Origin of the sequence: Asaia lannensis NBRC 102526 (genome assembly GCF_024054035.1) — a bacterium.
GTDB classification, from domain to species: Bacteria; Pseudomonadota; Alphaproteobacteria; order Acetobacterales; family Acetobacteraceae; genus Asaia; species Asaia lannensis.
The window spans coordinates 390,288-409,966 of sequence record NZ_JAMXQU010000001.1; the positions used below are offsets into that span (position 1 = coordinate 390,288).

The window sequence follows — 19,679 nt, forward strand, 5'->3', positions numbered from 1 at the left end:
CCGTATTCAGGGCTTAGTCTTCTCGCCAGACAGAATGAAAAGCGAGGAGAGCCCCGAACATGGCCGAGCTTGATCAGACACCCCGGCATTCCACCACAGCACAACAGGCTTTTGGCGATATCGCCCCCGATCTCGCACGCTATACCGATCGCGTCCTTTTCGACGATGTCTGGGCTCGTCCCGGGCTGACGCCGCGCGATCGCTGCATGGTTACCGTTACCTGCCTGATTGCGCTTTATCGCGGCAATGAGCTGGGATTTCACCTGCGCAAGGCGCTCGATACGGGCGTGAGTGAAAGCGAAATCATCGAGATCATCACGCATCTGGCCTTTTACTCCGGCTGGCCCACGGCCTCGACGGCGCTTGGCATTGCACGGCAGGTCTTTGAGGACAAAAAGGAGACGACACGATGAACCAGCCAGTTTCAGGTAAAGTGGTGGTTATCACCGGGGCAAGCAGCGGGCTGGGTGAGGCAGTCGCGCGTCGTCTTGCCGCAGAAGGGGCCAGTCTCGTTCTGGGGGCACGGCGTCTCGACAGGCTTGAAGCCCTGGCGGATTCCCTGTCGATCGGGCGCGATGCCGTCAAAAAAACGGATGTCAGCCGCAGCGCCGAGGTGCAGGCCCTGGTCGATCACGCCATTGCGCTGCATGGGCGTGTGGATGTGCTGATCAACAATGCCGGTCTGATGCCCCATTCGCCTCTTGAAAAGCGATGTATCGAAGATTGGGATCGTATGATCGACGTCAATCTGAAAGGGACGCTTTATGGCATCGCGGCCGTGTTGCCGCAGATGCAGAAGCAGAAGAGCGGCCATATCATCAATGTGTCTTCAGTTGCCGGTCACAAGGTCGGGCCGGGAGGGGCCGTCTACTCTGCCACGAAAACGGCTGTTCGTGTTCTGTCAGAGGGACTGCGGCAGGAGGTCAAACCCTATAATATCCGGACGACCGTGATTTCGCCCGGTGCTGTGGCGACGGAGCTGACAGAGAGTATTACCGATCCGGATACGGCGAAATCGATGAAGGAATTCTACAGGGATTACGCCATTTCTCCCGATTCCTTTGCCTCATCTGTTCTGTTCGCCATGAGCCAACCGGCGGATGTGGATATCAATGAAATCCTCTTCCGTCCTACGGCCCAGACATACTGATGCACTCACGCACGCACATACTGGCGATAGCGCAAGCGGGTGGATGCCGCGTCATGGAGCCCGATAGCGCAACGCCTCGACCAGCAACCGAAAGGCAGCCGAGGCATTGCGGCGGCTCGGATAATACAGGTGATAACCGGGGAAGGGGGGACACCAGTCCTCCAGCACGCGGATCAGTAATCCCGAGGCGACAGACTCCATGATCTGATCTTCCATGACACAGGCCAGACCGAAGCCGTCGAGCGCTGCCTGCCGCAGCATGGAGGCACTGTTGAACGTCAGAGGGCCTTCGGGGCGCACACGCAGGCTGCGACGGCCTTTTTCAAGCTCCCAGGCATAGATTGCTCCAGAGCTGGGCATGCGCAGGCGCAGGCAATGATGGTGCGACAGTTCCTGTGGCGTGCGCGGCATTGCGCATCTGGAGAAATAGGCAGGTGAGCCGACGACGGCCATGCGCAAAGGAGGCCCGATGGGCACGGCGATCATGTCGCGCGCGATGGTCTCTTCCAGACGTACGCCCGCGTCGAAACGTTCGGCGACGATATCGGTCAGGCCTGCATCCAGAGCCAGCTCGACCTGTATGTCAGGGTAATCGGGTAGCAGGCGTTTCAGAGCCGGCCAGATCAGTGTGGTTGCGGCATGTTCCGACGTGGTGAGGCGTATCGTACCGGAGGGGCGTTCGGACAGCTCGCTCAGCGAGGCGATCTCACTGTCGATACTGTCGAATGCCGGTAGAAGCGTCTGTAAAAGGCGTTCGCCCGCTTCCGTGGCCGATACGCGGCGCGTGGTCCGTGTCAGAAGGCGAACCCCGAGACGCGTTTCAAGCCGTCTGATCGTATGGCTCAGCGCCGATTGCGAGGTGTTCAGGCGTGCGGCCGCACGTGTGAAACTCTGCTCCTCTGCCACGGCGACAAAGGCATTCAGATCGACCAGATCGTCGCGCTGCATTCATGAAATCCCGATATAGGTTCGTGCGGATTATACGCGCTAATCATCCTGCCCCGTAAATGGTTTTCTGGCGTTCATGATCATGCCTCTGCTTGCGAAAGCGTGCAGGGGCATGACCGACAGGGAGACAGCTCATGAAGATCACACGCGCAGGAAGCTTTGCCTCTGCGCAGGGGCGGCAGGAATGGTTTACCGGCAAGGTGCGGATCGATGCCCCTTTTGCGGGGAGTGGCGTCCTGGCCTGTGCGACGGTCACTTTCGAGCCCGGTGCGCGCACGGCATGGCACAGCCACCCGCTGGGGCAGACAATTCTGATCCAGTCCGGACTGGGTTGGGTGCAACGCGAAGGCGAGGCGATCGAACAGGTGAGGCCGGGCGATCTCGTCTTTTTCGAACCCGGTGAACGCCACTGGCACGGTGCGTCATCCGCCTGCGCCATGAGTCATATCGCCATTACCGAAAGCCTTGAGGGCGTGTCGACCACCTGGATGGAACACGTGAGCGACGCAGATTATCGGCTCACGGGCGATACCGGCCCGCAATAAAAACGATGGCGAGACCCGTGCGGAACCGGGAGACGGGATTGCACGCGCATTTGCATGTCAGAAAAACGAATTTTTAACGAAATGAATTGAAGGTGCAACAAGATGGATAAGCGTATTCTGGGGAAAAGCGGGCTGGAAGTTTCTGCCCTCGGTCTGGGCTGCATGGGGCTGAGTTTTGGTTATGGCCCTGCCGAGGACCATGCAAATGCCGTCAGCTTCCTTCGCAAGGCCAATGAGCGTGGAGTGACGTTTTTCGATACGGCCGAGGCCTATGGACCGGGCACGAACGAGACCCTGCTGGGTGAGGCCCTTGCGCCGTTTCGCAAGGATGTGGTGATCGCCACCAAATTCGGTTTCCGCAACGGTCGCCCTGCCGAGGGGCTGGACAGCCATCCTGATCGCATCCGTCAGGTAGCAGAGGAATCGCTCAGGCGTTTGCGAACCGATGTGATCGACCTGTTTTACCAGCATCGTGTCGATCCCGATATTCCCATGGAAGATGTGGCCGGAACGGTGGGAGAACTGATCCGGGAGGGAAAGGTACGTCATTTCGGCCTGTCGGAGGCAGGCGCGGGCTCCATACGCAAGGCGCATGCCGTGCAGCCTGTGGCAGCGCTTCAAAGCGAATATTCGCTCTGGTGGCGTGAGCCCGAGCAGGAAATCCTCCCTCTTCTCGAAGAGCTGGGGATCGGCTTTGTGCCGTTCAGCCCGCTGGGCAAAGGCTTCCTCACCGGCAAGATCGATACGGCGACGCAGTTCAGCGATCAGGATTTTCGCAAAAGCGTACCGCGTTTCGCTCCCGAAGCGCTGGAGGCCAACCGCGCGCTTGTGGAACAACTCGGAGCGATTGCAGACCGACGCGAGGCAACACCGGCGCAGATCGCCCTGGCGTGGCTGTTGGCACAAAAGCCCTGGATCGTGCCGATTCCGGGGACGCGCAGCCTGACACGTCTGGATGAAAATCTGGGCGCGACGTCGCTTTCTCTGGGTCAGGATGAGATCGAGGCGATCGATACGGCTCTGAAGGCGATCGATATCAAGGGCGACCGCTATCCGGCCAGTCTGCAGGCGCTTGTCGGTCGCTAGCCTGCCCGTGTCTCACACCTGTGTCTCAGGCGTCTGCTTCCTGCGCGCCTGGTGTCACGGGTCCGTTGCCCCGGCTTCGGCGCAAGGGGGTATCGCGCGGAATTTATCATGTGGGGGTCTGTCCGAGCCGGTCGAGCAGATCGGCATGATGGGCACCCCAGCGATAGAGAAGCTCGATCGGCTCGATGAAGCGCTCTCCCAGAGGTGTCAGGCGGTATTCGACGACGGGGGGCATAACCTCCAGAACGACACGTTCGATCAGGCCGTATTGCTGCAGATCGCGCAGGGTTTGCGTCATCATTTTCTTGGACAGACCGGGAATATTCCGTTGCAGGGCGCCGGGGCGCGCAGCACCGCCCATCAGATGCACGGCATGCAAGATCATGGTTACCCATTTGCCGGAAAACAGACGCAGCAACCGGCGTGGGGCACAATCCTCGGTGAAGGGAGCCTGCTTCAGAACTTCCGGCAGGGCAGGGAGCGTTTCTTCACAACGAACCTCGGAGGAAGCGACGGCGGGGCGTGTATCGGCAGGCAAGGTGGGTCCCTTCAGGTAACCGGGGCACGAAAAAGTGCCGGATTGTGTTTCCGGCGCTGTGTTGTCAGCTTCGGGCAAGACACAGAACAAGGAAATACCTCATGGCGCATACAGCCCTGATTATCGGCGCGACAGGACTTGTCGGTCAGAATCTTGCCAATCGACTGGTAGCAGAAGGCTGGACGGTTTACGGCCTGGCACGACGTGTGGACTCTCTTCCCGAGACCGTTCTGCCGGTTAAAGCCGATACCCTCGACCCGGCGTCGTTGCGTGAGGCATTGTCGGATATCGTGCCGAGCCATGTGTTTTTCACGACATGGACGCGGCGCGCGACCGAGCATGAAAACTGCGTTGCCAATGCGGCCATGCTGCGCAATGTGTTCGATTGCCTGCCCCGCCCCGATGTGCTGGTTCATGCCGCACTTGTGACCGGGCTCAAGCATTATCTCGGTCCGTTCGAGTCCTACGCAAAAGGGGCGCCTCCGATCACGCCTTTCCGTGAAACCATGGGGCGTCTGGATCTGGAAAACTTCTATTATGCGCAGGAAGATGTGCTGTTCGAGGCAGCGTCACGCCATGGTTTTTCATGGTCCGTACATCGTCCTCATACGGTCATCGGCTTTGCCACAGGCAACCTCATGAACATGGGTACGACGCTGGCGGTCTACGCCTCTTTGTGCCGCGAGACCGGCATGCCGTTCGTCTTTCCCGGCTCACCCACGCAGTGGTCCTCACTGACCGATGTGACGGATGCGCGTCAGCTTGCCAGCCAGATCCACTGGGCTTCGACCAACCCCGCCGGGCGGAATGAGGCCTTTAATATCGTCAATGGCGACGTGTTTCGCTGGCAGACGCTCTGGCCGGAACTGGCTGCATCGTTCGGCATCGAGGCCGCGCCCTATCCCGGTCAGGCGACTTCGCTCGAAGCCCTGTTCGAAGGCAAGGAGGCTGTCTGGGCCGGGATCGCCCGCAAATATGGTCTTGCAGAGCCCGATCTCAATCGTCTGGCCTCGCCCTGGCATACCGATGCCGATCTGGGGCGCCCTGTGGAATGCGTGACCGATATGAGCAAGAGCCGGGTTCTCGGCTTTACGGATTATCGCGAGACGCGTAGTTCATTTGCCGATCTGTTTGGCCTGTTGCGCTCGCGCAAGCTCATCCCCTGAGCACGGGGGTGTTCATCCCGGTGCTGTGCGATCCAAACCGCGTGGCACCGGAGCAGACGGGTCGTGCCGTCCCGGTAAATCCGTACAGGTTCCCAAAATGCCCGTGAACCGCTATGGCTCGGCGCAGGGAATGATGCGTGGATGGAGGTGTGACATGACGACCGTAGCGAGACGTGGCGTCTGCCTTGTTATTTCGGCCCCTTCTGGCGCAGGAAAATCGACCATCGCAAATGCATTGCGTGCGGGCGATTCCAGCCTTGTCCATTCCGTATCGGTGACGACACGCTCTCCCCGTCCGGGAGAGAAAGAGGGCGTGCATTATCATTTCCGGTCCATGGAGCAGTTTCGCGAGATGGCCGCACAGGGCGAGTTGCTGGAATGGGCCGAAGTCTTCGGTCGTGGCTACGGCACGCCCCGCGCACCGGTCGAAGCGGCGCTCGCAAGCGGTCGCGACATGGTGTTCGATATCGACTGGCAGGGGCACCGCCTCTTGCGTGCTGCGCTGCCCGACGATGTGGTGAGCCTGTTCGTTCTGCCGCCTTCGATGAAGGAACTCGACCGGCGACTGCGTTCGCGGGCTTCGGATGCGGAGTCCGAAATCGACAAACGCATGGGGGCGGCACTTGCGGAGATTTCGCACTGGAGCGAATTCGACCATGTGATCATCAATGAGGAGCTGGATCGCGCGGTGCGAGAGGCCCAGTCCATTCTTATTGCAGCACGGTTGAAAACGAGGCGTCAGCACGGCCTGGCTGCCCTGATGACCGAATACGAGGCCCATCTCACGATCTGATTACCTGTCGGATTATTCCCTGATAGCGCATTGCGATGGGTATTCTTTACCGCTCCGTTATCTTCGGGCTGCATGCGCTTTCGACCGTCTGTTGCCCTTACAAGGGATCGTCATTTCACGCGGGGCATGATTTCGTCTTTTCTCTGCCTGTCTGCTAGTTGCATTCTACGCCCGTCTCGTTTCGTTAACGAAAAGGGGGTAGTCCATATCGGGTGACAAGAGAGCAAAGTGACATCATGACGACAGAGCCGCCCTCACGCCGTCGTATCGCCAAGGCCGTCGGCCAGGTTGCGAGCGGCAACATGCTCGAAATGTACGATTTCATGGTGTTCGGCTATTATGCCGCCGATATCGGCAAGGCGTTTTTCCCTTCAGGCAATGCCCAGGCCGAGCTGATGTGGTCTTTTGCCACGTTCGGTGCCGGTTTTCTGATGCGCCCGCTCGGTGCGCTCGTGCTCGGTGCCTATGTCGATCGTATAGGGCGCCGCAAGGGGCTTATCCTGACGCTCACGCTCATGGCCATTGGCACCATGACGCTTGCCCTCACGCCCAGTTACAAGAGGATCGGTTTCCTCGCACCTCTTCTGGTGCTGCTCGGGCGCCTGATCCAGGGGTTCTCTGCCGGGGTGGAAGTCGGATCGAGCTCTGTCTACCTGTCTGAAATTGCGACAGAGAAAAACCGCGGTTTCATCGTGGCTTTCCAGTCCGCCTCCATCCAGCTTGCTGTCGTGCTGGCCGCGGCAATCGGTTTCGGACTGACATCCTTGCTGGGCGGTCCGGTCATGTCGGCCTGGGGGTGGCGTATTCCGCTTGCGCTGGGCTGCATGATCGTGCCCGTTCTCATATTCCTGCGACGCAATCTGCAGGAAACCGAGGCATTCGCCTCTCAGGCGACTCACCCCAGTATCGGGGAAATTGCGCTGTCTCTTTTGCGTAACTGGTATGTCGGGCTGATCGGTATTCTGACAGGCGTGATGAGCACGGTCTCGTTTTATGTGATTACGGCCTATTGCCCGGCTTTCGGTACACGCGTGCTGCATCTGGGGCGGCAGGATGCACTGCTGGTCACGCTTTGTGCGGGCCTTGCCAATCTTGTTCTGGTTCCGGTTTTCGGGCTGCTTTCCGACAGGATCGGTCGCAAGAAACTGCTGATCGGTTCGACGGCGCTCGTGCTGTGTTGTGCCTGGCCCATGATGAAATGGCTGGTGGCCGCGCCGAGTTTCGGCAGACTGCTTGGCGTCGAGCTGATGCTGGCTGTCTTCTATAGCGCCTATAACGGTGCAGCCATCGTCTGGCTGACCGAAATCGTACCACCGCGTATCCGCACCACGGGATTCTCTTTGGCCTATAGTCTGGCCACCTGTATCGGCGGGTTCAGCCCGGTTATCTGCACATGGTTGATTGCGTATACCAAAGACCACGCCATGCCTGCGCTGTGGCTATCCGCTGCGGCTCTCTGCGGGTTGCTGGCAGCCATCGTTTCACGACCCTATGTCGAGCGTAATACGCGCCCTGTCGAATGAAGCTTGCCCAACGATGAGGCAAGCCTGAAACGGAAAAGGCCGGGAGAGTCTCCCGGCCTTTTCGTATTTGTCCGACAGGAACGGCACGCCTATTCGCGTTCGACCTGCAGCTTCTTGATATTGGCGATGGCCTTGGCCGGGTTCAGCCCCTTGGGGCAGGTCTGGGTGCAGTTCATGATGGTGCGACAGCCATAGAGCTTCATGGAATCGTCCAGTGCTTCCAGACGTTCGCCCGTATGGTCGTCGCGGCTGTCCATGATCCAGCGATTGGCGGCAAGCAGGGTAGCCGGGCCGAGATAGCGATCGCCGTTCCACCAGTAGGAAGGACAGGACGTGCTGCAGCAGAAGCACAGAATGCACTCCCACATGCCGTCCAGCTTTTCGCGTTCCTCGATGCTCTGCAAACGCTCGGTATCGGGCGGCGGCGGCGTATCGCTTTTCAGCCAGGGCTGGATGGATTCCAGCTGGGCATAGGCACCGTTCAGATTGGGCACCAGATCCTTCACCACTGGCATATGCGGCAGCGGGTTGATCTTGATAGTGCCCTTGATCGAGCTGATGGGCTTGAGACAGGCCAGCGTGTTCTCGCCATCGATATTCATGGCGCAGGACCCGCAGATTCCCTCGCGGCAGGAGCGTCGGAAGGTCAGCGTCGCGTCGATATGGTCCTTGATATAGAGCAGCGCATCCAGAACCATCGGCCCGACCTTGTCGAGATCGAGTTCGTAGCTGTCGAGAGTCGGATTGGACTCGTCATCGGGCGACCAGCGATAGACCTGAAAAATGGCCTTGTTCCTGGCATCGGCTGGGGCCGGATAGAATTTGCCGGGGCGGGTCGTGCTGTTTTTGGGCAGGCGGAGTTCAACCATGGTGAGGCTCCTTCAGTAAACACGTTTCTTGGGCGGGAAGACCTCGACGTCATCGGTCAGGGTCTGCATCCGCACCGGCCGGTAGAGCAGGCTCACCGCACCGTCCTTATCGAGATAGGAGACGGTATGTTTCATCCAGTGCTCGTCATCGCGCTCGGGATAATCGTCATGCGCATGAGCACCACGCGTTTCATGGCGTGCATTGGCACTCTCGATGGTGACCGTGGCATTGGCCAGAAGATTGGCAAATTCCAGCGCCTCCATCAGGTCGCTGTTCCAGATCAGCGAACGGTCGGCGAGCCCCATATGCTGTGCGTCTTTCCAGAGTGCGCGAATTTTCTCGCAGCCTTCCGCAAGAGACTTGGTGTTGCGGAAAACAGCGGCATGGCTTTGCATGATGCGCTGCAGACGCTCGCGAAGCTCCGCCACCGTGAACTTGCCCGACGCCTCGCGTATCCGGTCGAATTTCTCCAGAATGGCATCGCCAGCATCCTGGGGCAGGGGCGGTACCGGCACTGTCGGATCGATGATTTCGGCGGCGCGCTTGCCTGCCGCACGGCCGAACACGATCAGATCGAGCAGGGAGTTCGTGCCAAGGCGATTGGCGCCATGAACGGAAACGCAGGCGGCCTCGCCCACGGCCATCAGCCCGGGCACGACGGCCTCGGGGTTGTCTGCCGTGGGGCGCAGCACTTCGCCATGCAGATTGGTGGGCACACCGCCCATATTGTAATGGACCGTCGGCAGAACCGGGGCGGGTTCCTTGGTTACGTCCACACCGGCGAAGATGCGCGCGGTTTCGGAAATGCCCGGCAGACGCTGATGCAGCAGCTCGGGGCCGAGATGCTCCAGATGCAGCATGATATGGTCTTTTTTGGGACCACAGCCACGGCCTTCATTGATCTCGATGGTCATGGCGCGTGACACCACATCGCGCGAGGCAAGATCCTTGGCGGTGGGCGCATAACGCTCCATGAAGCGCTCGCCCTCGGAATTGGTCAGATAGCCGCCTTCACCGCGGCAGCCTTCTGTCAGCAGGCAGCCCGCCGGAAAAATCCCGGTGGGGTGGAACTGCACGAATTCCATATCCTGTGTCGGCACGCCGGCACGCATGGCCAGACCGCCGCCATCGCCAGTGCAGGAATGGGCCGAAGTACAGCTCTGGAAGGCGCGCCCGTAGCCGCCCGTGGCAAGCACGACCATCTTGGCATTGAAGCGATGAATCGACCCATCATCCAGACACCAGGCCACGATACCGCGGCAGGCTCCGTTTTCGTCCATGATCAGGTCGAGCACGTAATACTCGACGAAGAAGTCGACGCGGTGCTTCAGGCATTGCTGATAAAGCGTATGCAGGATGGCATGGCCCGTGCGGTCGGCCGCGGCGCAGGCACGGGCCACAGGGGCCTTGCCGTATTCGCTCATATGGCCGCCGAACGGGCGCTGATAGATCTTGCCGTCTTCGGTGCGCGAGAAGGGCACACCGAAATGCTCCAGCTCCATCACCGCGCTCTCAGCCTCGCGGCACATGAATTCGATAGCGTCCTGATCGCCCAGCCAGTCCGACCCCTTGACGGTATCGTACATATGCCAGCGCCAGTTATCCTCGGACATGTTCCCCAACGAGGCACCGATGCCACCCTGTGCGGCAACCGTATGGCTGCGTGTGGGGAAGACCTTGGTGACACAGGCCGTGCGCAGACCGCCAGCCCCCATGCCCAGTGTGGCACGCAGCCCCGAGCCCCCGGCGCCAACGACGACCACGTCATAGGCATGATCGACAATGCGGTATTTTCTGGAGTTTTCCGCGCTCATTATCTGGCCTCCGTCGTGCGGGTCATGAGAATACGCGCCAGAGAGGCGCAACCGAGTGCGACGAAAAGCAGCGTGCTCAGGCGAATGATCAGGCGGAGCCAGACGCGACGCCAGCCGCGGGAGTAATCGGAGGCCACGACCTCAAGCCCGAGCTGTGCGTGACGCGCGGTCAGCGCAATGAGCAGACCGAGGGGGGCCGCATTCTGTACACGTCCCGCCCAGGCCAGAATGGCTTCGCGATCGCGCCCTGCAAGACGCAGGATCTGGGCGACACCCCAGATGGAAAGCGGGCCGAGCAGCACGGCAGACACGCGTTCAGATGTCCAGTGTTCGGCCCCGTCGGGCAGACCGCCCAGACCTTTCGCGCGTGCCAGCGGCGTGCGCATGTCAGACAGGCGGCTCATGAGCGCATTCCCTTGCTGCGTGACCGCGAGAGCGCGACGAATGCCGCGACCAGCGTTACGGAAAGCCCTGCCGTCACGAAAACGGAACGGCGGCCATCCTCATTGATTTCCTTCTTTTCGAAACGTGCACCGCTATCCCAGATCAGATGACGGATGCTGGCGACGAAATGGTAGATCGTGGCGATGCCCCAGCCCAGAAACACCAGACGGCCGAGCGGGTGAGTCGCCACGCGCTGGGCGCGGACAAATGCGCGCGGCCCCTGTGCAAGCGCGGCGAGCCAGGCGACAGCCAGCCCGGCCCCGAGCGACGAGACGACGCCCGAAATACGGTTACCGATCGACAGCGCCATGGAGAGGCGAAAGCGATAGATGTCCAGATGGGGTGACATGGGACGTCTGATAGGCCGCCCCTGCGTGTCGGTGCCGTAATAGAACGCTTCACGTCCGTCGGAAGCCATGGCGATACCTCGGAATTCTGTGTTCGGGCTATGCGATATATAACCCACATAGTCTCATTCCCATGGTTCGTCATGTGCATATTGATGTGAGAATTGGCACTGTTTTTGTCTTGTATTTCCGGCATTTGCGCCGTCCTGCGGTGAAATATGTCTCACCAAGGCGTGACCCTGTTTCAGGGGGGCGTTACGCCGCGCTGCGTGTTAGGACAGGATCAGTCTTCCCTGTCGCGTGCCAGAAGAGAGTTCAATGTCCGACATGAGTCTCGCCCCGCTTCATTCAACGCAGAGTGGTGTGATGCGAACCTATCGACGCCTTGTCGATCAGGGAACGATAGAGGCCGATGCGGTTCAGAGCGATGCTGCGATGGCGCTCGATCGACTTGCCCAGGCGCTTCAGTCCCGTCATGAGGAAAAGAGCGGGATTCTGGCCCGGTTCACGAAGCGTCGTCCGGCACCCCTCAAGGGGATCTACCTCGTAGGGCAGGTTGGCCGGGGCAAGACCATGCTGATGGATCTCTTCTGCAGGGAAGTAGGTCTTGCGAAGAAACGCCGCATCCATTTTCATGTGTTCATGCAGGAAGTCCTGCGTGCCCTCCATAAGGGGCAGAGCCAGGGTGACCGTAAGCAGGACCCCGTGCGCGAACTGGCGCAAAAGGTGCATGAGCAGAACGATCTTCTGTGCTTCGACGAATTCCAGATCAATGACATGTCCGATGCCGTGCTCGTGCTGCGTCTGCTGGATATGGTGATGGAACTCGGTACTGTGGTGGTGGCGACATCGAATACAGCGCCACCCGATCTGATGAAGCATCAGCCTCAGAACCGCATGACGATGCGTCCCTTTCTTGAGGCATTCGCCGCGCATATCACAGTTCTGACGCTCGACTCAGCCCGCGACTATCGCAGGGGTCGCGAACTGGACAAACAGACCTGGCTCGTGCCCGATTCAGAAGAGAACCGTGCGCATCTGCGTCAGAAATTCGAGACGCTGACCGAGGCGCAAGCGAAGCCCGGTTTCGTGGCCATAGGCTCGCGTCGTATCGCGGTGCTTGCCTGTCACGGCGAAACAGCGTGGTTCACTTTCAATTCACTCTGCGGCGAGGCACTCGGCCCTGCCGATTATCTGGCTATCGCAAAGCGCTTTCGCACGCTTTTTATCGAGGGCGTTCCCGCCCTGGTGCCCGACCAGTACGACAAGGCGCGACGCTTCATCACATTGATCGATGTGATGTACGAAAATCATACGGCACTTTTCGCAACGGCCGCGGCTGAGCCGGAAGCGCTGTATCAGACAGGCGAAAATGCAACTGCTTTCGAACGCACGGCATCGCGACTGGATGAGATGCGCTCGAATGGCTGGGTGCATGAGGTGGAAGGGTAAAAAGAGCCGCAAGCTCGCTTCCTCACAGGGCTTGCCGCGTAATGTCGTGCCACGTGATGTCTTGCGTCGTGCGAGAAGTCATGCGGATTGCCTGACTGCATCGGCTGACCACGCGACGTGGAGGGTGTGGTGGTGGCTGTCATGGATAGATGATCCGACGGCATTGCCTCATGCGGCGTGAGGCTGAACCGCGTTCCGACAGAAGGAACGTTTTCCGGGTGCTCTCAGGAAATTCGGTCTCTGCTCACCATGACGACCGATCGCAAGATCATGTTCCGGATTGTGTTCTGGCCGGTATTGCACGGAAATGCAGGTTTGAAAGGCTGGTAATTTGGTCTTTCCGTAAAAGCCTGCTGATATGCTTTTCCTGTGCAGGACCACAGGACCTGTCCCGATCCGATTTCAGCCTGTTCGATGAGGCGACGATGAAGCCGCTACGCATAGTATTGTCCTGCCTCCTTGCCGGTATGGGGGTTGCGCATGCGGCTCCCGTCCCGGCCTACGATGCGACCCCGAGGCTGGGAATTGTCATTCCTAAACTGCCTGCCGATTATGGGTTGCTTCTGAATGCCCTGACGGCACGCGGGCACGTCTCTGACGGGGCATTCGACTTCCAGACAGGCGAGATAGACGGTGTGCCTGTCGTGATGATCGTGCAGCCCGCACCCGGCGAAGTGCTGCGTGCGATCGAGGCAACATCCATGTTGCACGATTTCAACGTGCGTGTGTTGCTCTACCCCGGAACATCGGGAGGCCACCTGCCAAAGGGTGAGATGTCGATCGGCGATATCGTTCTGGGCGCCAGGAACGTCAATCACGGCAATTACTATCTGGCGCCTGACGGCCATATGGAGGGCGGCGAATTCAAGGATGCGGGGCCGGGCCAATCCTATACCGGCGCATTCCATGCCGATCCGGGCCTGCTGGCGATGCTGGCCTGTTCCGCAAAACGCGTCGCAACGCAGACAACCCTGCCGGCTTTTCTCGCTCCCGTTCGCAGCGACAGGCAACCGCAGATTTTCTATTACAGCATTCAGGGTACATCTGAGATCTGGTCCGACAATGTGGCGTATACCCAAGCCACGATGAAGGTCTTTCATGAGATAGACGAGGACGGGGACTGGTACTCGAATCTTGCAGCAACAGTCCTGCATGTTCCCTTCCTTGAAGTGTCTGTCATCTCAAACAGTATCTTCGCTTTTCCGGCACGTAAGCATGGCGTCCCTGAATCACCGGAAGGTCAGCCTGACTCGCACGTCGTGGCGCAGAGACTTTCGAACCGCATTCTGCTCGATCTGTTGAAGCATAAGGGTCAGGCCCTGCTTGCCGCCAAATTCAGGCCTGTCTCCCAACCGGTTTATCCCGAGAGCTATTTTCAGACACCTCACGATCCGCGCAACTTGCTGGACGGATGCGAACCTTGATTTTCGTAGTGGTCTGTCATGATCGCGCGGCACAGCTCTTTTCTGGCTGATTGGATCATCGGGGATTTCCGATATGGCTGTCCCGATTCCAGATATCGTTCTGCACGCTGTCTTTTGATCCATGGCCCCGGGTGGGTGCGGATGTGGTATAGGATATGTCGCGTAGGCAAGCGGCCGCGCGCCTTGGTGCCAGCCCGATCTCGCCCCCACACGGCTGATCTTCATCGATGAAGCCTGGGTGTCGATCAGCATGGCGTGTCGTTATGGACGCTTTCGGTGCGGCCGGTGCCTGCGCTCCATTGTTCTGCACGATTACGGAAAGACCACGACGCTCACCACAGGCCTGCGTCTGGCCGGCGTCTCGGCGCCAGATGTATTCCGGCGCCAACGTCGTCATGTACAATCTTGGCTCATCAAGGGACTGGGTGTGCAAGGCCGGGATTGAGGTGGGCCGGGCCGGGCCGGGCTTCAGCCCTGTCGAGATGGGCTTCTCCAAGCTCACGGCCCATCTTGGCCGCGCTGCCGAACGCATCCGCAATGGACTTCGGAACAGGATCGGCCGCCTCATAGATCAGATCACGCCAGCTTCGTCACCGACGCTGGATACGAGCGTGAATGCGGAGAAAGCGCTCTGGTCTGGATGCCGGTAGTCGGAAGGCAATTTAGACACTCTCAATGCTGGAATTTGTGTGAAAACCCGTACCCGGGATGGAACGAGGTACACTGCATTCGTCTGCAAGATCTGTAAGTTTGGGGTAAGCTGCTTCTCTGGTTTATTTTATTAAAAACGGTCAATTTTTTAAGTAAAATACACGTAAACAATATTGATTATCTATCAAATTTATATTTAATCTACAATAAAAAGCAAGAGGGTGCGTTGACATGATGCAAAGTCATGAATTTCCGTCAGAGCTGAAGACCAGCGACCTTCGGCCGGATACTTGGAGCACTTACAATATTTATACGAGTACAAAACCAAGTAATTCTGTAATTTTTGATGGGTGCAATGAAGCAATGCTTAATGCCCCTGTTGGTGGTACCGGTCAATCGACAACAGGTCTGGTTAATAATCCAATATATTTGTATGGTCGATTTTCTATAAAAATAAACCCGTCCAATTGCCTTAACACAACAATAATTTATGACGGTAACAAGACTATATTCAGTTATATACCTAATGGTGAAGATCATGGTATTACTTTCTGGATAGATGGAAACTTTTTTGATATAGCTTCGATCAACAAAAACGAGCCAATATCGATTAGTAATTTGGCTTCGTTCATGGGGCCATACGCACAACATATCGAATTTGATGTATGTTATATGGCGGGAACACTGATCGAGACCCCTAAGGGTCAAGTGGCTATCGAAGCATTACAGATTGGGGATGATATCACCATCTTCGAAAACGATATCGGCCAGGTTAGGACTATCCGGGCCATCGGCTGCGGTCAGGCCAACGTCAAGCCCGGCTTGCCGGACGATCTGGCGGGTTGGCCGGTCCGGGTGTGTCGGGGCGCTCTGGCAGATAATCTGCCGTTCAAGGATATGCTGATCACAGCAGAGCATTGTCTGTATCTCAAGGGGTGCTTTGTACCGGTGCGTATGCTGGTGAACGGGCAGTCGATCTATTATGACAAGACGATTACCTCGTTCAATTACTACCATATCGAAACCGATCCGCATTCGGTTATCAAGGCAGATGGCGTGTTGAGCGAGACACTTCTGGATGAAGGTCACGAGCGTCGGCTCTATAACCCAATCCAGTCACTTCCTCAGCGTCTTGCTACGGACTGGTCTCACGCTGCTGCACCGCTGAATACGGCACGCGATTTCGTCGAGCCATTGTTCAGGGAATTCCATGAACGTGCCGCAATGCTGGGCATGACCGGACAGGAAGCCCCTTTGCAGGTGATGTTCGATCATGGGCTGTATCTGATTACCGACAGGGGCGCACATCTCGAAGGTCAGATTGATGCGCGGGGCGTCATGCATTTTCCGCTCCCACATCAGGTGAAGTCGGTTCATCTGATGAGTCACGCCAGCAGACCCTGCGACGCGCTCGGTCCTTATATGGATGACCGGCGTCTGCTCGGTATTCTGGTCGGCGCGGTGACCATAGAAGAAGGCGGTGTTTCGACTCCTGTGCGGACTCATCAGGAGGCAGGATCCATGCCGGGTTGGCAGGATGAAAGCGCCGGCAACATGCGATGGACGAAAGGCAACGCCTTCCTGCCCTTACCCGAGCGTCGGCATGAGGGTGTATCCAGATTGTCGATAGAGGTTCTGGCAGGAGGGCCTTATGTTGTCGTGACGTCACTTCCGTCGCTGGTAAGGCACTCTGCGTAAGCGCCTGTCGTGGGCACTATTTATGGCCTCACATCGGCAGAAAAAGGCACGCCTCTGTGACGAATAGCTCAGGGCGATTGGCGTTGCTGATGCGGGGCCGACAATTGGGTAGGCCTCGCCGGTCGAATGATTGACCCGGCGTCCCGGCTCTCATTGTATCGCTATGAGAGCCGGGAGATATGTCTTACTTTGCGTCGGGCAGCAGGCCGCGATGGGCTAGCATCGGACCGATTTCGGGGTCCTTGCCGTAGAAGGCCTTGAACATCGGGCCGTAATCCATGGTGTGACCCTTGGACAGGATCATGTCACGGAAGCGCTGGCCGTTTTCACGTGTCAGACCGCCATGGGACTGGAACCAGGAGAACGCATCCTGATCGAGCATTTCGGTCCAGAGATAAGCGTAATATCCCGCCGAATAGCCATTGCCCCAGATATGCAGGAAATAGCTCGAACGATAGCGCGGCGGAACATTCGCAACATCGAGGCCGGTCTCGTTGAGGGCCTTGGCTTCGAACTGATCGACATCCTGACGCGGTGCGTCCGCCGGGAGGCCGTGCCATGACATGTCGAGCTGGGCAGCAGCCACGATTTCACCCAGAGCATAGCCCTGGTTGAAATGGGCGGCTTTCTTGATCTTGGCGACCAGCTCGGCCGGCATCGGGGCGCCGGTCTTGTAATGACGGGCATAATGGGCGAACACCTTCGGGTCCATTGCCCAGTTCTCGTTAAACTGCGAAGGGAATTCGACGAAATCGCGCGCCACGGAGGTTCCCGAAAGCGTGGGGTAGGTCTGGCTTGCAAACAGACCATGCAGCGCATGACCGAATTCATGGAACATGGTCGTCACATCGTCTGACGTGATCAGCTGCGGCTGGCCGGGGGCGGCCTTCGTGAAGTTCGCGACATTATAGATGACGGGGCGCGTCTTGAGCAGGTCGCTCTGACCCACGAAATTCGACATCCATGCGCCACCCGATTTGTTGTCGCGCTTGAAGTAGTCGAAATACATCAGACCGAGCGGCGAGCCGTCCTTGTCCTTGACCTCGAACACCATGACGTCGGGGTTGTAAACAGGGATGTCCTTGCGCGGCTCGAAGGTGATTCCATAAAGCTGGTTCGCTGCATAGAACACGCCATCGGTCAGCACGGTATGCAGCTCGAAATACGGCTTCACGTCGTTCTGGTTGAGGTCGAATTTCTGCTTGCGCACGCGCTCGGCATAGTAGTTCCAGTCCCACGGCTTGAGCGTGAAATTCTGGTGGTCCTCACCGATAGCCTTTTGCAGTTCGGCCGTTTCACGGTGCTGTTCGGCGGCTGTCGCCGGAACGAGCTGGTGGATGAAGCTGTTCACGGCTTCAGGCGTCTTGGCCATCTGGTCGTACAGCGTATAGGCGGCGTAGCTCTTGTAGCCGAACAGGGCAGCCTTTTCGGCGCGCAGCTGGGCAATCTCCGCGATCGTCTGGCGCGTGTCGTTGGCATCGCCCTTCTCGGCGCGCGTCCAGCTCTGGTTGAACAGCGCCTCACGGGTGGTGCGTTCGCTCAGCGAAGCGAGATCGGGCTGCTGCGTGGTGTTCTGAAGCGGCAGAACATATTTGCCGGTCAGCTTGCGGCCTTCGGCGGCTTTCTGTGCCGAGGCAATGGCCCCGTCATCGAGTCCGGCCAGCGCCTCTTTCTTGTCCACAACCAGAGCGCCTGCCTTGGCGCTGGCGATCAGCTTCTGGTTGTAGGTGGTTTCAAGCTTGGAAAGCTGGGTATTGATGGCGCGCAGCTTCTGCTGGTCAGTATGGTTCAGCTCGGCACCAGAATGCACGAATTGCTGGTAATACACCTCAAGCAGCATGGCCTGCTCGGCATTGAGGTTGAGCTTGGCGCGATTGTCGTAAAGCGTTTTCACACGATGGAAGAGCTTGGGATTGAGATAGATCTCGTCCTGATGCTGGCTGAGCCTTGGCGCTTCCTTGCTGTCGATGGCATCCATGGCGTCGTCCTTGTCCGCCGAATAGACACCGTAGAACACGTTCTGCGTTCGGTTGAGCAGCTGGCCCGAACGCTCCATGGCGACAATGGTGTTGTCGAATGTCGGCGCAGCCTTGTTATTGGCAATCGCCTGCATCTCTTTCAGCTGATCGGCCATGCCCTTTTCGAAGGCCGGCACATAATCGCTGTCCTTGATCTTGTCGAAGGGCGGTGCCTGATAGGGCAGCGTGCTCGCCTGGAACAGTGGATTGGCCGGTGCTGCAAGTGCCGTGGAAGAGAGAAGGGGAAGCGCAACAGCAGCAAGCGCTGCAGCGTGTCTGAAAACGGGCATGAACAAGGATCCTACGATCGTAACATGATGCGTTACCGTAGGAAGGAAATGACGGAGCGTCAAACCGGCTGTAACATATTCCGGCCCCGTATCGCTCAGCCCTGCTGATCGGTCTGCTCTTGCGCGGGCTCATCCAGCATTCGGACCGCCCCACCCCTGAGCAGATCCTGCAATGCACCCTGTATGGTTTCCGAGCGGGAAAGCGGGACGGACAGCGTCAGACCAGCCCCCGTTTCGTCGAAGCTGCATTCTTCCTGTGTGGCGTCCCAATCGGACAGGCGGGCCTGAATGATCGGCAGCAGGCTGAACGTGGCATGAAACCCGAGGCGTTGCATCGGCACGATCTCGACCGCTTCTCCCTGTTTCAGGCAGGAAGCTGCAGCCCCTCCATAAGCCCTGACCAGCCCGCCCGCGCCCAGTTTGATGCCGCCGAACCAGCGCACCACGATAACGGCAACGCGGTCGAATTCCTGTGAATCGATAGCCTGCAAGATAGGTCGCCCTGCCGTTCCGCCCGGTTCGCCGTCGTCGAAGCTGCGATACCGCCCCCCGATGCGCCACGCCCAGCAATTATGCGTGGCATCGGCAACGCTCACACGGTCGAAAAATTCCCGCGCATCCTCTTCACGGGCAATCGGTGCGGCATGGACACGGAACAGGCTTTTCTTGACCACCGTATCCAGCTGCGTTTCCGCCACGAGTGTTCGGGTCATGTACCTGTGTCCTGCCTTGCCCTTTGCGGGTTTCGTTGTGCGGTTGATTCAGTTCAGGAAGCAGGGCTGGCCGGGTTTTGCAAGGCTGGAGTGAGGCGAGGTGCTGCCCTGCGCGTTTCCAAAGAGCTCTCGTCCCTGGGAAACGCGCATTGTGGTGACATTGCTTCTGTCGCCAGGGAACGACGAGCAAGAGAGCAAAAAGACCAGAA

19 protein-coding genes are annotated in these 19,679 nt (G+C 58.5%); 11 read left to right on the plus strand and 8 right to left on the minus strand.

Annotation, left to right across the window (positions count from 1 at the left end):
- Positions 1 to 59 precede the first annotated feature (59 nt).
- Positions 60 to 413 (plus strand): carboxymuconolactone decarboxylase family protein, encoded by a 354-nt coding sequence (locus NF685_RS01740; RefSeq protein ID WP_222546571.1) that lies wholly within the window; start codon positions 60 to 62, stop codon positions 411 to 413.
- The gene (locus tag NF685_RS01745; RefSeq protein WP_252848341.1) at positions 410 to 1,150 is read left to right on the plus strand and encodes an SDR family oxidoreductase; all 741 of its coding nucleotides are present in this window, start codon (positions 410 to 412) and stop codon (positions 1,148 to 1,150) included. Before NF685_RS01740 ends, NF685_RS01745 begins: the two co-directional genes overlap by 4 nt.
- A gap of 51 nt (positions 1,151 to 1,201) precedes the next feature.
- Here NF685_RS01745 and NF685_RS01750 read toward each other — a convergent pair whose 3' ends face one another.
- On the minus strand, positions 1,202 to 2,098 hold the full coding sequence (locus tag NF685_RS01750) for a LysR family transcriptional regulator (RefSeq protein ID WP_252848342.1): 897 nt from the start codon (positions 2,096 to 2,098) through the stop codon (positions 1,202 to 1,204).
- Positions 2,099 to 2,232: 134 nt separating this feature from the next.
- On the opposite strand from NF685_RS01750, the gene NF685_RS01755 reads away from it, so the two are divergent.
- Both NF685_RS01755 and NF685_RS01760 read left to right on the plus strand, forming a co-directional pair.
- Positions 2,233 to 2,643, plus strand: a complete 411-nt coding sequence (locus NF685_RS01755; protein ID WP_252848343.1) for a (R)-mandelonitrile lyase — start codon at positions 2,233 to 2,235, stop codon at positions 2,641 to 2,643.
- Between the two features lie 102 nt (positions 2,644 to 2,745).
- The gene (locus NF685_RS01760) at positions 2,746 to 3,729 is read left to right on the plus strand and encodes an aldo/keto reductase (protein WP_252848344.1); all 984 of its coding nucleotides are present in this window, start codon (positions 2,746 to 2,748) and stop codon (positions 3,727 to 3,729) included.
- Between the two features lie 106 nt (positions 3,730 to 3,835).
- Here the strand turns inward: NF685_RS01760 and NF685_RS01765 are convergent, their stop codons facing one another.
- On the minus strand, positions 3,836 to 4,267 hold the full coding sequence (locus tag NF685_RS01765; protein WP_353936371.1) for a winged helix-turn-helix transcriptional regulator: 432 nt from the start codon (positions 4,265 to 4,267) through the stop codon (positions 3,836 to 3,838).
- Positions 4,268 to 4,368: 101 nt separating this feature from the next.
- Between NF685_RS01765 and NF685_RS01770 the strand changes: the two genes are divergently transcribed.
- From NF685_RS01770 to tcuC, 3 genes are all read left to right on the plus strand, one after another.
- Positions 4,369 to 5,433: an SDR family oxidoreductase gene (locus tag NF685_RS01770; RefSeq protein ID WP_252848345.1), complete on the plus strand. Its 1,065-nt coding sequence runs from the start codon at positions 4,369 to 4,371 to the stop codon at positions 5,431 to 5,433.
- A 154-nt stretch (positions 5,434 to 5,587) separates the two neighbouring features.
- The gene (gmk, locus tag NF685_RS01775) at positions 5,588 to 6,226 is read left to right on the plus strand and encodes a guanylate kinase (RefSeq protein WP_252848346.1); all 639 of its coding nucleotides are present in this window, start codon (positions 5,588 to 5,590) and stop codon (positions 6,224 to 6,226) included.
- A 236-nt stretch (positions 6,227 to 6,462) separates the two neighbouring features.
- Positions 6,463 to 7,749 (plus strand): tricarballylate/proton symporter TcuC, encoded by a 1,287-nt coding sequence (gene tcuC / locus NF685_RS01780; RefSeq protein WP_222546579.1) that lies wholly within the window; start codon positions 6,463 to 6,465, stop codon positions 7,747 to 7,749.
- Between the two features lie 89 nt (positions 7,750 to 7,838).
- On the opposite strand, the gene NF685_RS01785 is transcribed toward tcuC, so the two are convergent.
- From NF685_RS01785 to sdhC, 4 genes are read right to left on the minus strand one after another with little or no spacing between them, the layout of a single operon-like run.
- A complete protein-coding gene (locus NF685_RS01785; RefSeq protein WP_222546580.1) occupies positions 7,839 to 8,618 on the minus strand; it encodes a succinate dehydrogenase iron-sulfur subunit in 780 nt (259 codons plus the stop codon).
- A 12-nt stretch (positions 8,619 to 8,630) separates the two neighbouring features.
- Entirely contained in the window at positions 8,631 to 10,433 is a 1,803-nt protein-coding gene (gene sdhA, locus NF685_RS01790) for a succinate dehydrogenase flavoprotein subunit (RefSeq protein WP_222546581.1), read from the minus strand.
- Complete coding sequence (gene sdhD, locus NF685_RS01795; protein WP_222546582.1) at positions 10,433 to 10,837, minus strand: succinate dehydrogenase, hydrophobic membrane anchor protein; 405 nt, start codon at positions 10,835 to 10,837, stop codon at positions 10,433 to 10,435. The genes sdhA and sdhD overlap by 1 nt, the downstream gene beginning before the upstream one ends.
- A complete protein-coding gene (gene sdhC / locus NF685_RS01800; RefSeq protein WP_252848347.1) occupies positions 10,834 to 11,295 on the minus strand; it encodes a succinate dehydrogenase, cytochrome b556 subunit in 462 nt (153 codons plus the stop codon). Before sdhC ends, sdhD begins: the two co-directional genes overlap by 4 nt.
- A gap of 247 nt (positions 11,296 to 11,542) precedes the next feature.
- On the opposite strand from sdhC, the gene zapE reads away from it, so the two are divergent.
- The 4 genes from zapE to NF685_RS01820 all read left to right on the plus strand — a co-directional run bounded on the left by zapE (position 11,543) and on the right by NF685_RS01820 (position 16,449).
- Positions 11,543 to 12,676, plus strand: a complete 1,134-nt coding sequence (zapE, locus tag NF685_RS01805) for a cell division protein ZapE (RefSeq protein ID WP_252848348.1) — start codon at positions 11,543 to 11,545, stop codon at positions 12,674 to 12,676.
- Between the two features lie 425 nt (positions 12,677 to 13,101).
- Positions 13,102 to 14,100, plus strand: coding sequence for a phosphorylase family protein (locus NF685_RS01810; RefSeq protein WP_252848349.1), 999 nt, complete (start codon positions 13,102 to 13,104; stop codon positions 14,098 to 14,100).
- A 227-nt stretch (positions 14,101 to 14,327) separates the two neighbouring features.
- Positions 14,328 to 14,750: a hypothetical protein gene (locus tag NF685_RS01815; protein WP_252848350.1), complete on the plus strand. Its 423-nt coding sequence runs from the start codon at positions 14,328 to 14,330 to the stop codon at positions 14,748 to 14,750.
- 232 nt (positions 14,751 to 14,982) lie between these two features.
- On the plus strand, positions 14,983 to 16,449 hold the full coding sequence (locus NF685_RS01820) for a Hint domain-containing protein (RefSeq protein ID WP_252848351.1): 1,467 nt from the start codon (positions 14,983 to 14,985) through the stop codon (positions 16,447 to 16,449).
- A gap of 184 nt (positions 16,450 to 16,633) precedes the next feature.
- Here NF685_RS01820 and NF685_RS01825 read toward each other — a convergent pair whose 3' ends face one another.
- Both NF685_RS01825 and NF685_RS01830 read right to left on the minus strand, forming a co-directional pair.
- A complete protein-coding gene (locus NF685_RS01825) occupies positions 16,634 to 18,757 on the minus strand; it encodes a M3 family metallopeptidase (RefSeq protein WP_252848352.1) in 2,124 nt (707 codons plus the stop codon).
- Between the two features lie 95 nt (positions 18,758 to 18,852).
- Positions 18,853 to 19,470, minus strand: a complete 618-nt coding sequence (locus NF685_RS01830) for an IMPACT family protein (protein ID WP_252848353.1) — start codon at positions 19,468 to 19,470, stop codon at positions 18,853 to 18,855.
- Between the last annotated feature and the right edge of the window lie 209 nt (positions 19,471 to 19,679).

Bases quoted from the DNA above. Each gene is read 5' to 3' on its own strand.
- NF685_RS01740 (WP_222546571.1), top strand. From the start codon at position 60: ATGGCCGAGCTTGATCAGACACCCCGGCATTCCACCACAGCACAACAG.
- NF685_RS01745 (WP_252848341.1), top strand. From the start codon at position 410: ATGAACCAGCCAGTTTCAGGTAAAGTGGTGGTTATCACCGGGGCAAGC.
- NF685_RS01750 (WP_252848342.1), bottom strand. From the start codon at position 2,098: ATGCAGCGCGACGATCTGGTCGATCTGAATGCCTTTGTCGCCGTGGCA.
- NF685_RS01755 (WP_252848343.1), top strand. From the start codon at position 2,233: ATGAAGATCACACGCGCAGGAAGCTTTGCCTCTGCGCAGGGGCGGCAG.
- NF685_RS01760 (WP_252848344.1), top strand. From the start codon at position 2,746: ATGGATAAGCGTATTCTGGGGAAAAGCGGGCTGGAAGTTTCTGCCCTC.
- NF685_RS01770 (WP_252848345.1), top strand. From the start codon at position 4,369: ATGGCGCATACAGCCCTGATTATCGGCGCGACAGGACTTGTCGGTCAG.
- gmk (WP_252848346.1), top strand. From the start codon at position 5,588: ATGACGACCGTAGCGAGACGTGGCGTCTGCCTTGTTATTTCGGCCCCT.
- tcuC (WP_222546579.1), top strand. From the start codon at position 6,463: ATGACGACAGAGCCGCCCTCACGCCGTCGTATCGCCAAGGCCGTCGGC.
- NF685_RS01785 (WP_222546580.1), bottom strand. From the start codon at position 8,618: ATGGTTGAACTCCGCCTGCCCAAAAACAGCACGACCCGCCCCGGCAAA.
- sdhA (WP_222546581.1), bottom strand. From the start codon at position 10,433: ATGAGCGCGGAAAACTCCAGAAAATACCGCATTGTCGATCATGCCTAT.
- sdhD (WP_222546582.1), bottom strand. From the start codon at position 10,837: ATGAGCCGCCTGTCTGACATGCGCACGCCGCTGGCACGCGCGAAAGGT.
- sdhC (WP_252848347.1), bottom strand. From the start codon at position 11,295: ATGGCTTCCGACGGACGTGAAGCGTTCTATTACGGCACCGACACGCAG.
- zapE (WP_252848348.1), top strand. From the start codon at position 11,543: ATGTCCGACATGAGTCTCGCCCCGCTTCATTCAACGCAGAGTGGTGTG.
- NF685_RS01810 (WP_252848349.1), top strand. From the start codon at position 13,102: ATGAAGCCGCTACGCATAGTATTGTCCTGCCTCCTTGCCGGTATGGGG.
- NF685_RS01815 (WP_252848350.1), top strand. From the start codon at position 14,328: ATGAAGCCTGGGTGTCGATCAGCATGGCGTGTCGTTATGGACGCTTTC.
- NF685_RS01820 (WP_252848351.1), top strand. From the start codon at position 14,983: ATGATGCAAAGTCATGAATTTCCGTCAGAGCTGAAGACCAGCGACCTT.
- NF685_RS01825 (WP_252848352.1), bottom strand. From the start codon at position 18,757: ATGCCCGTTTTCAGACACGCTGCAGCGCTTGCTGCTGTTGCGCTTCCC.
- NF685_RS01830 (WP_252848353.1), bottom strand. From the start codon at position 19,470: ATGACCCGAACACTCGTGGCGGAAACGCAGCTGGATACGGTGGTCAAG.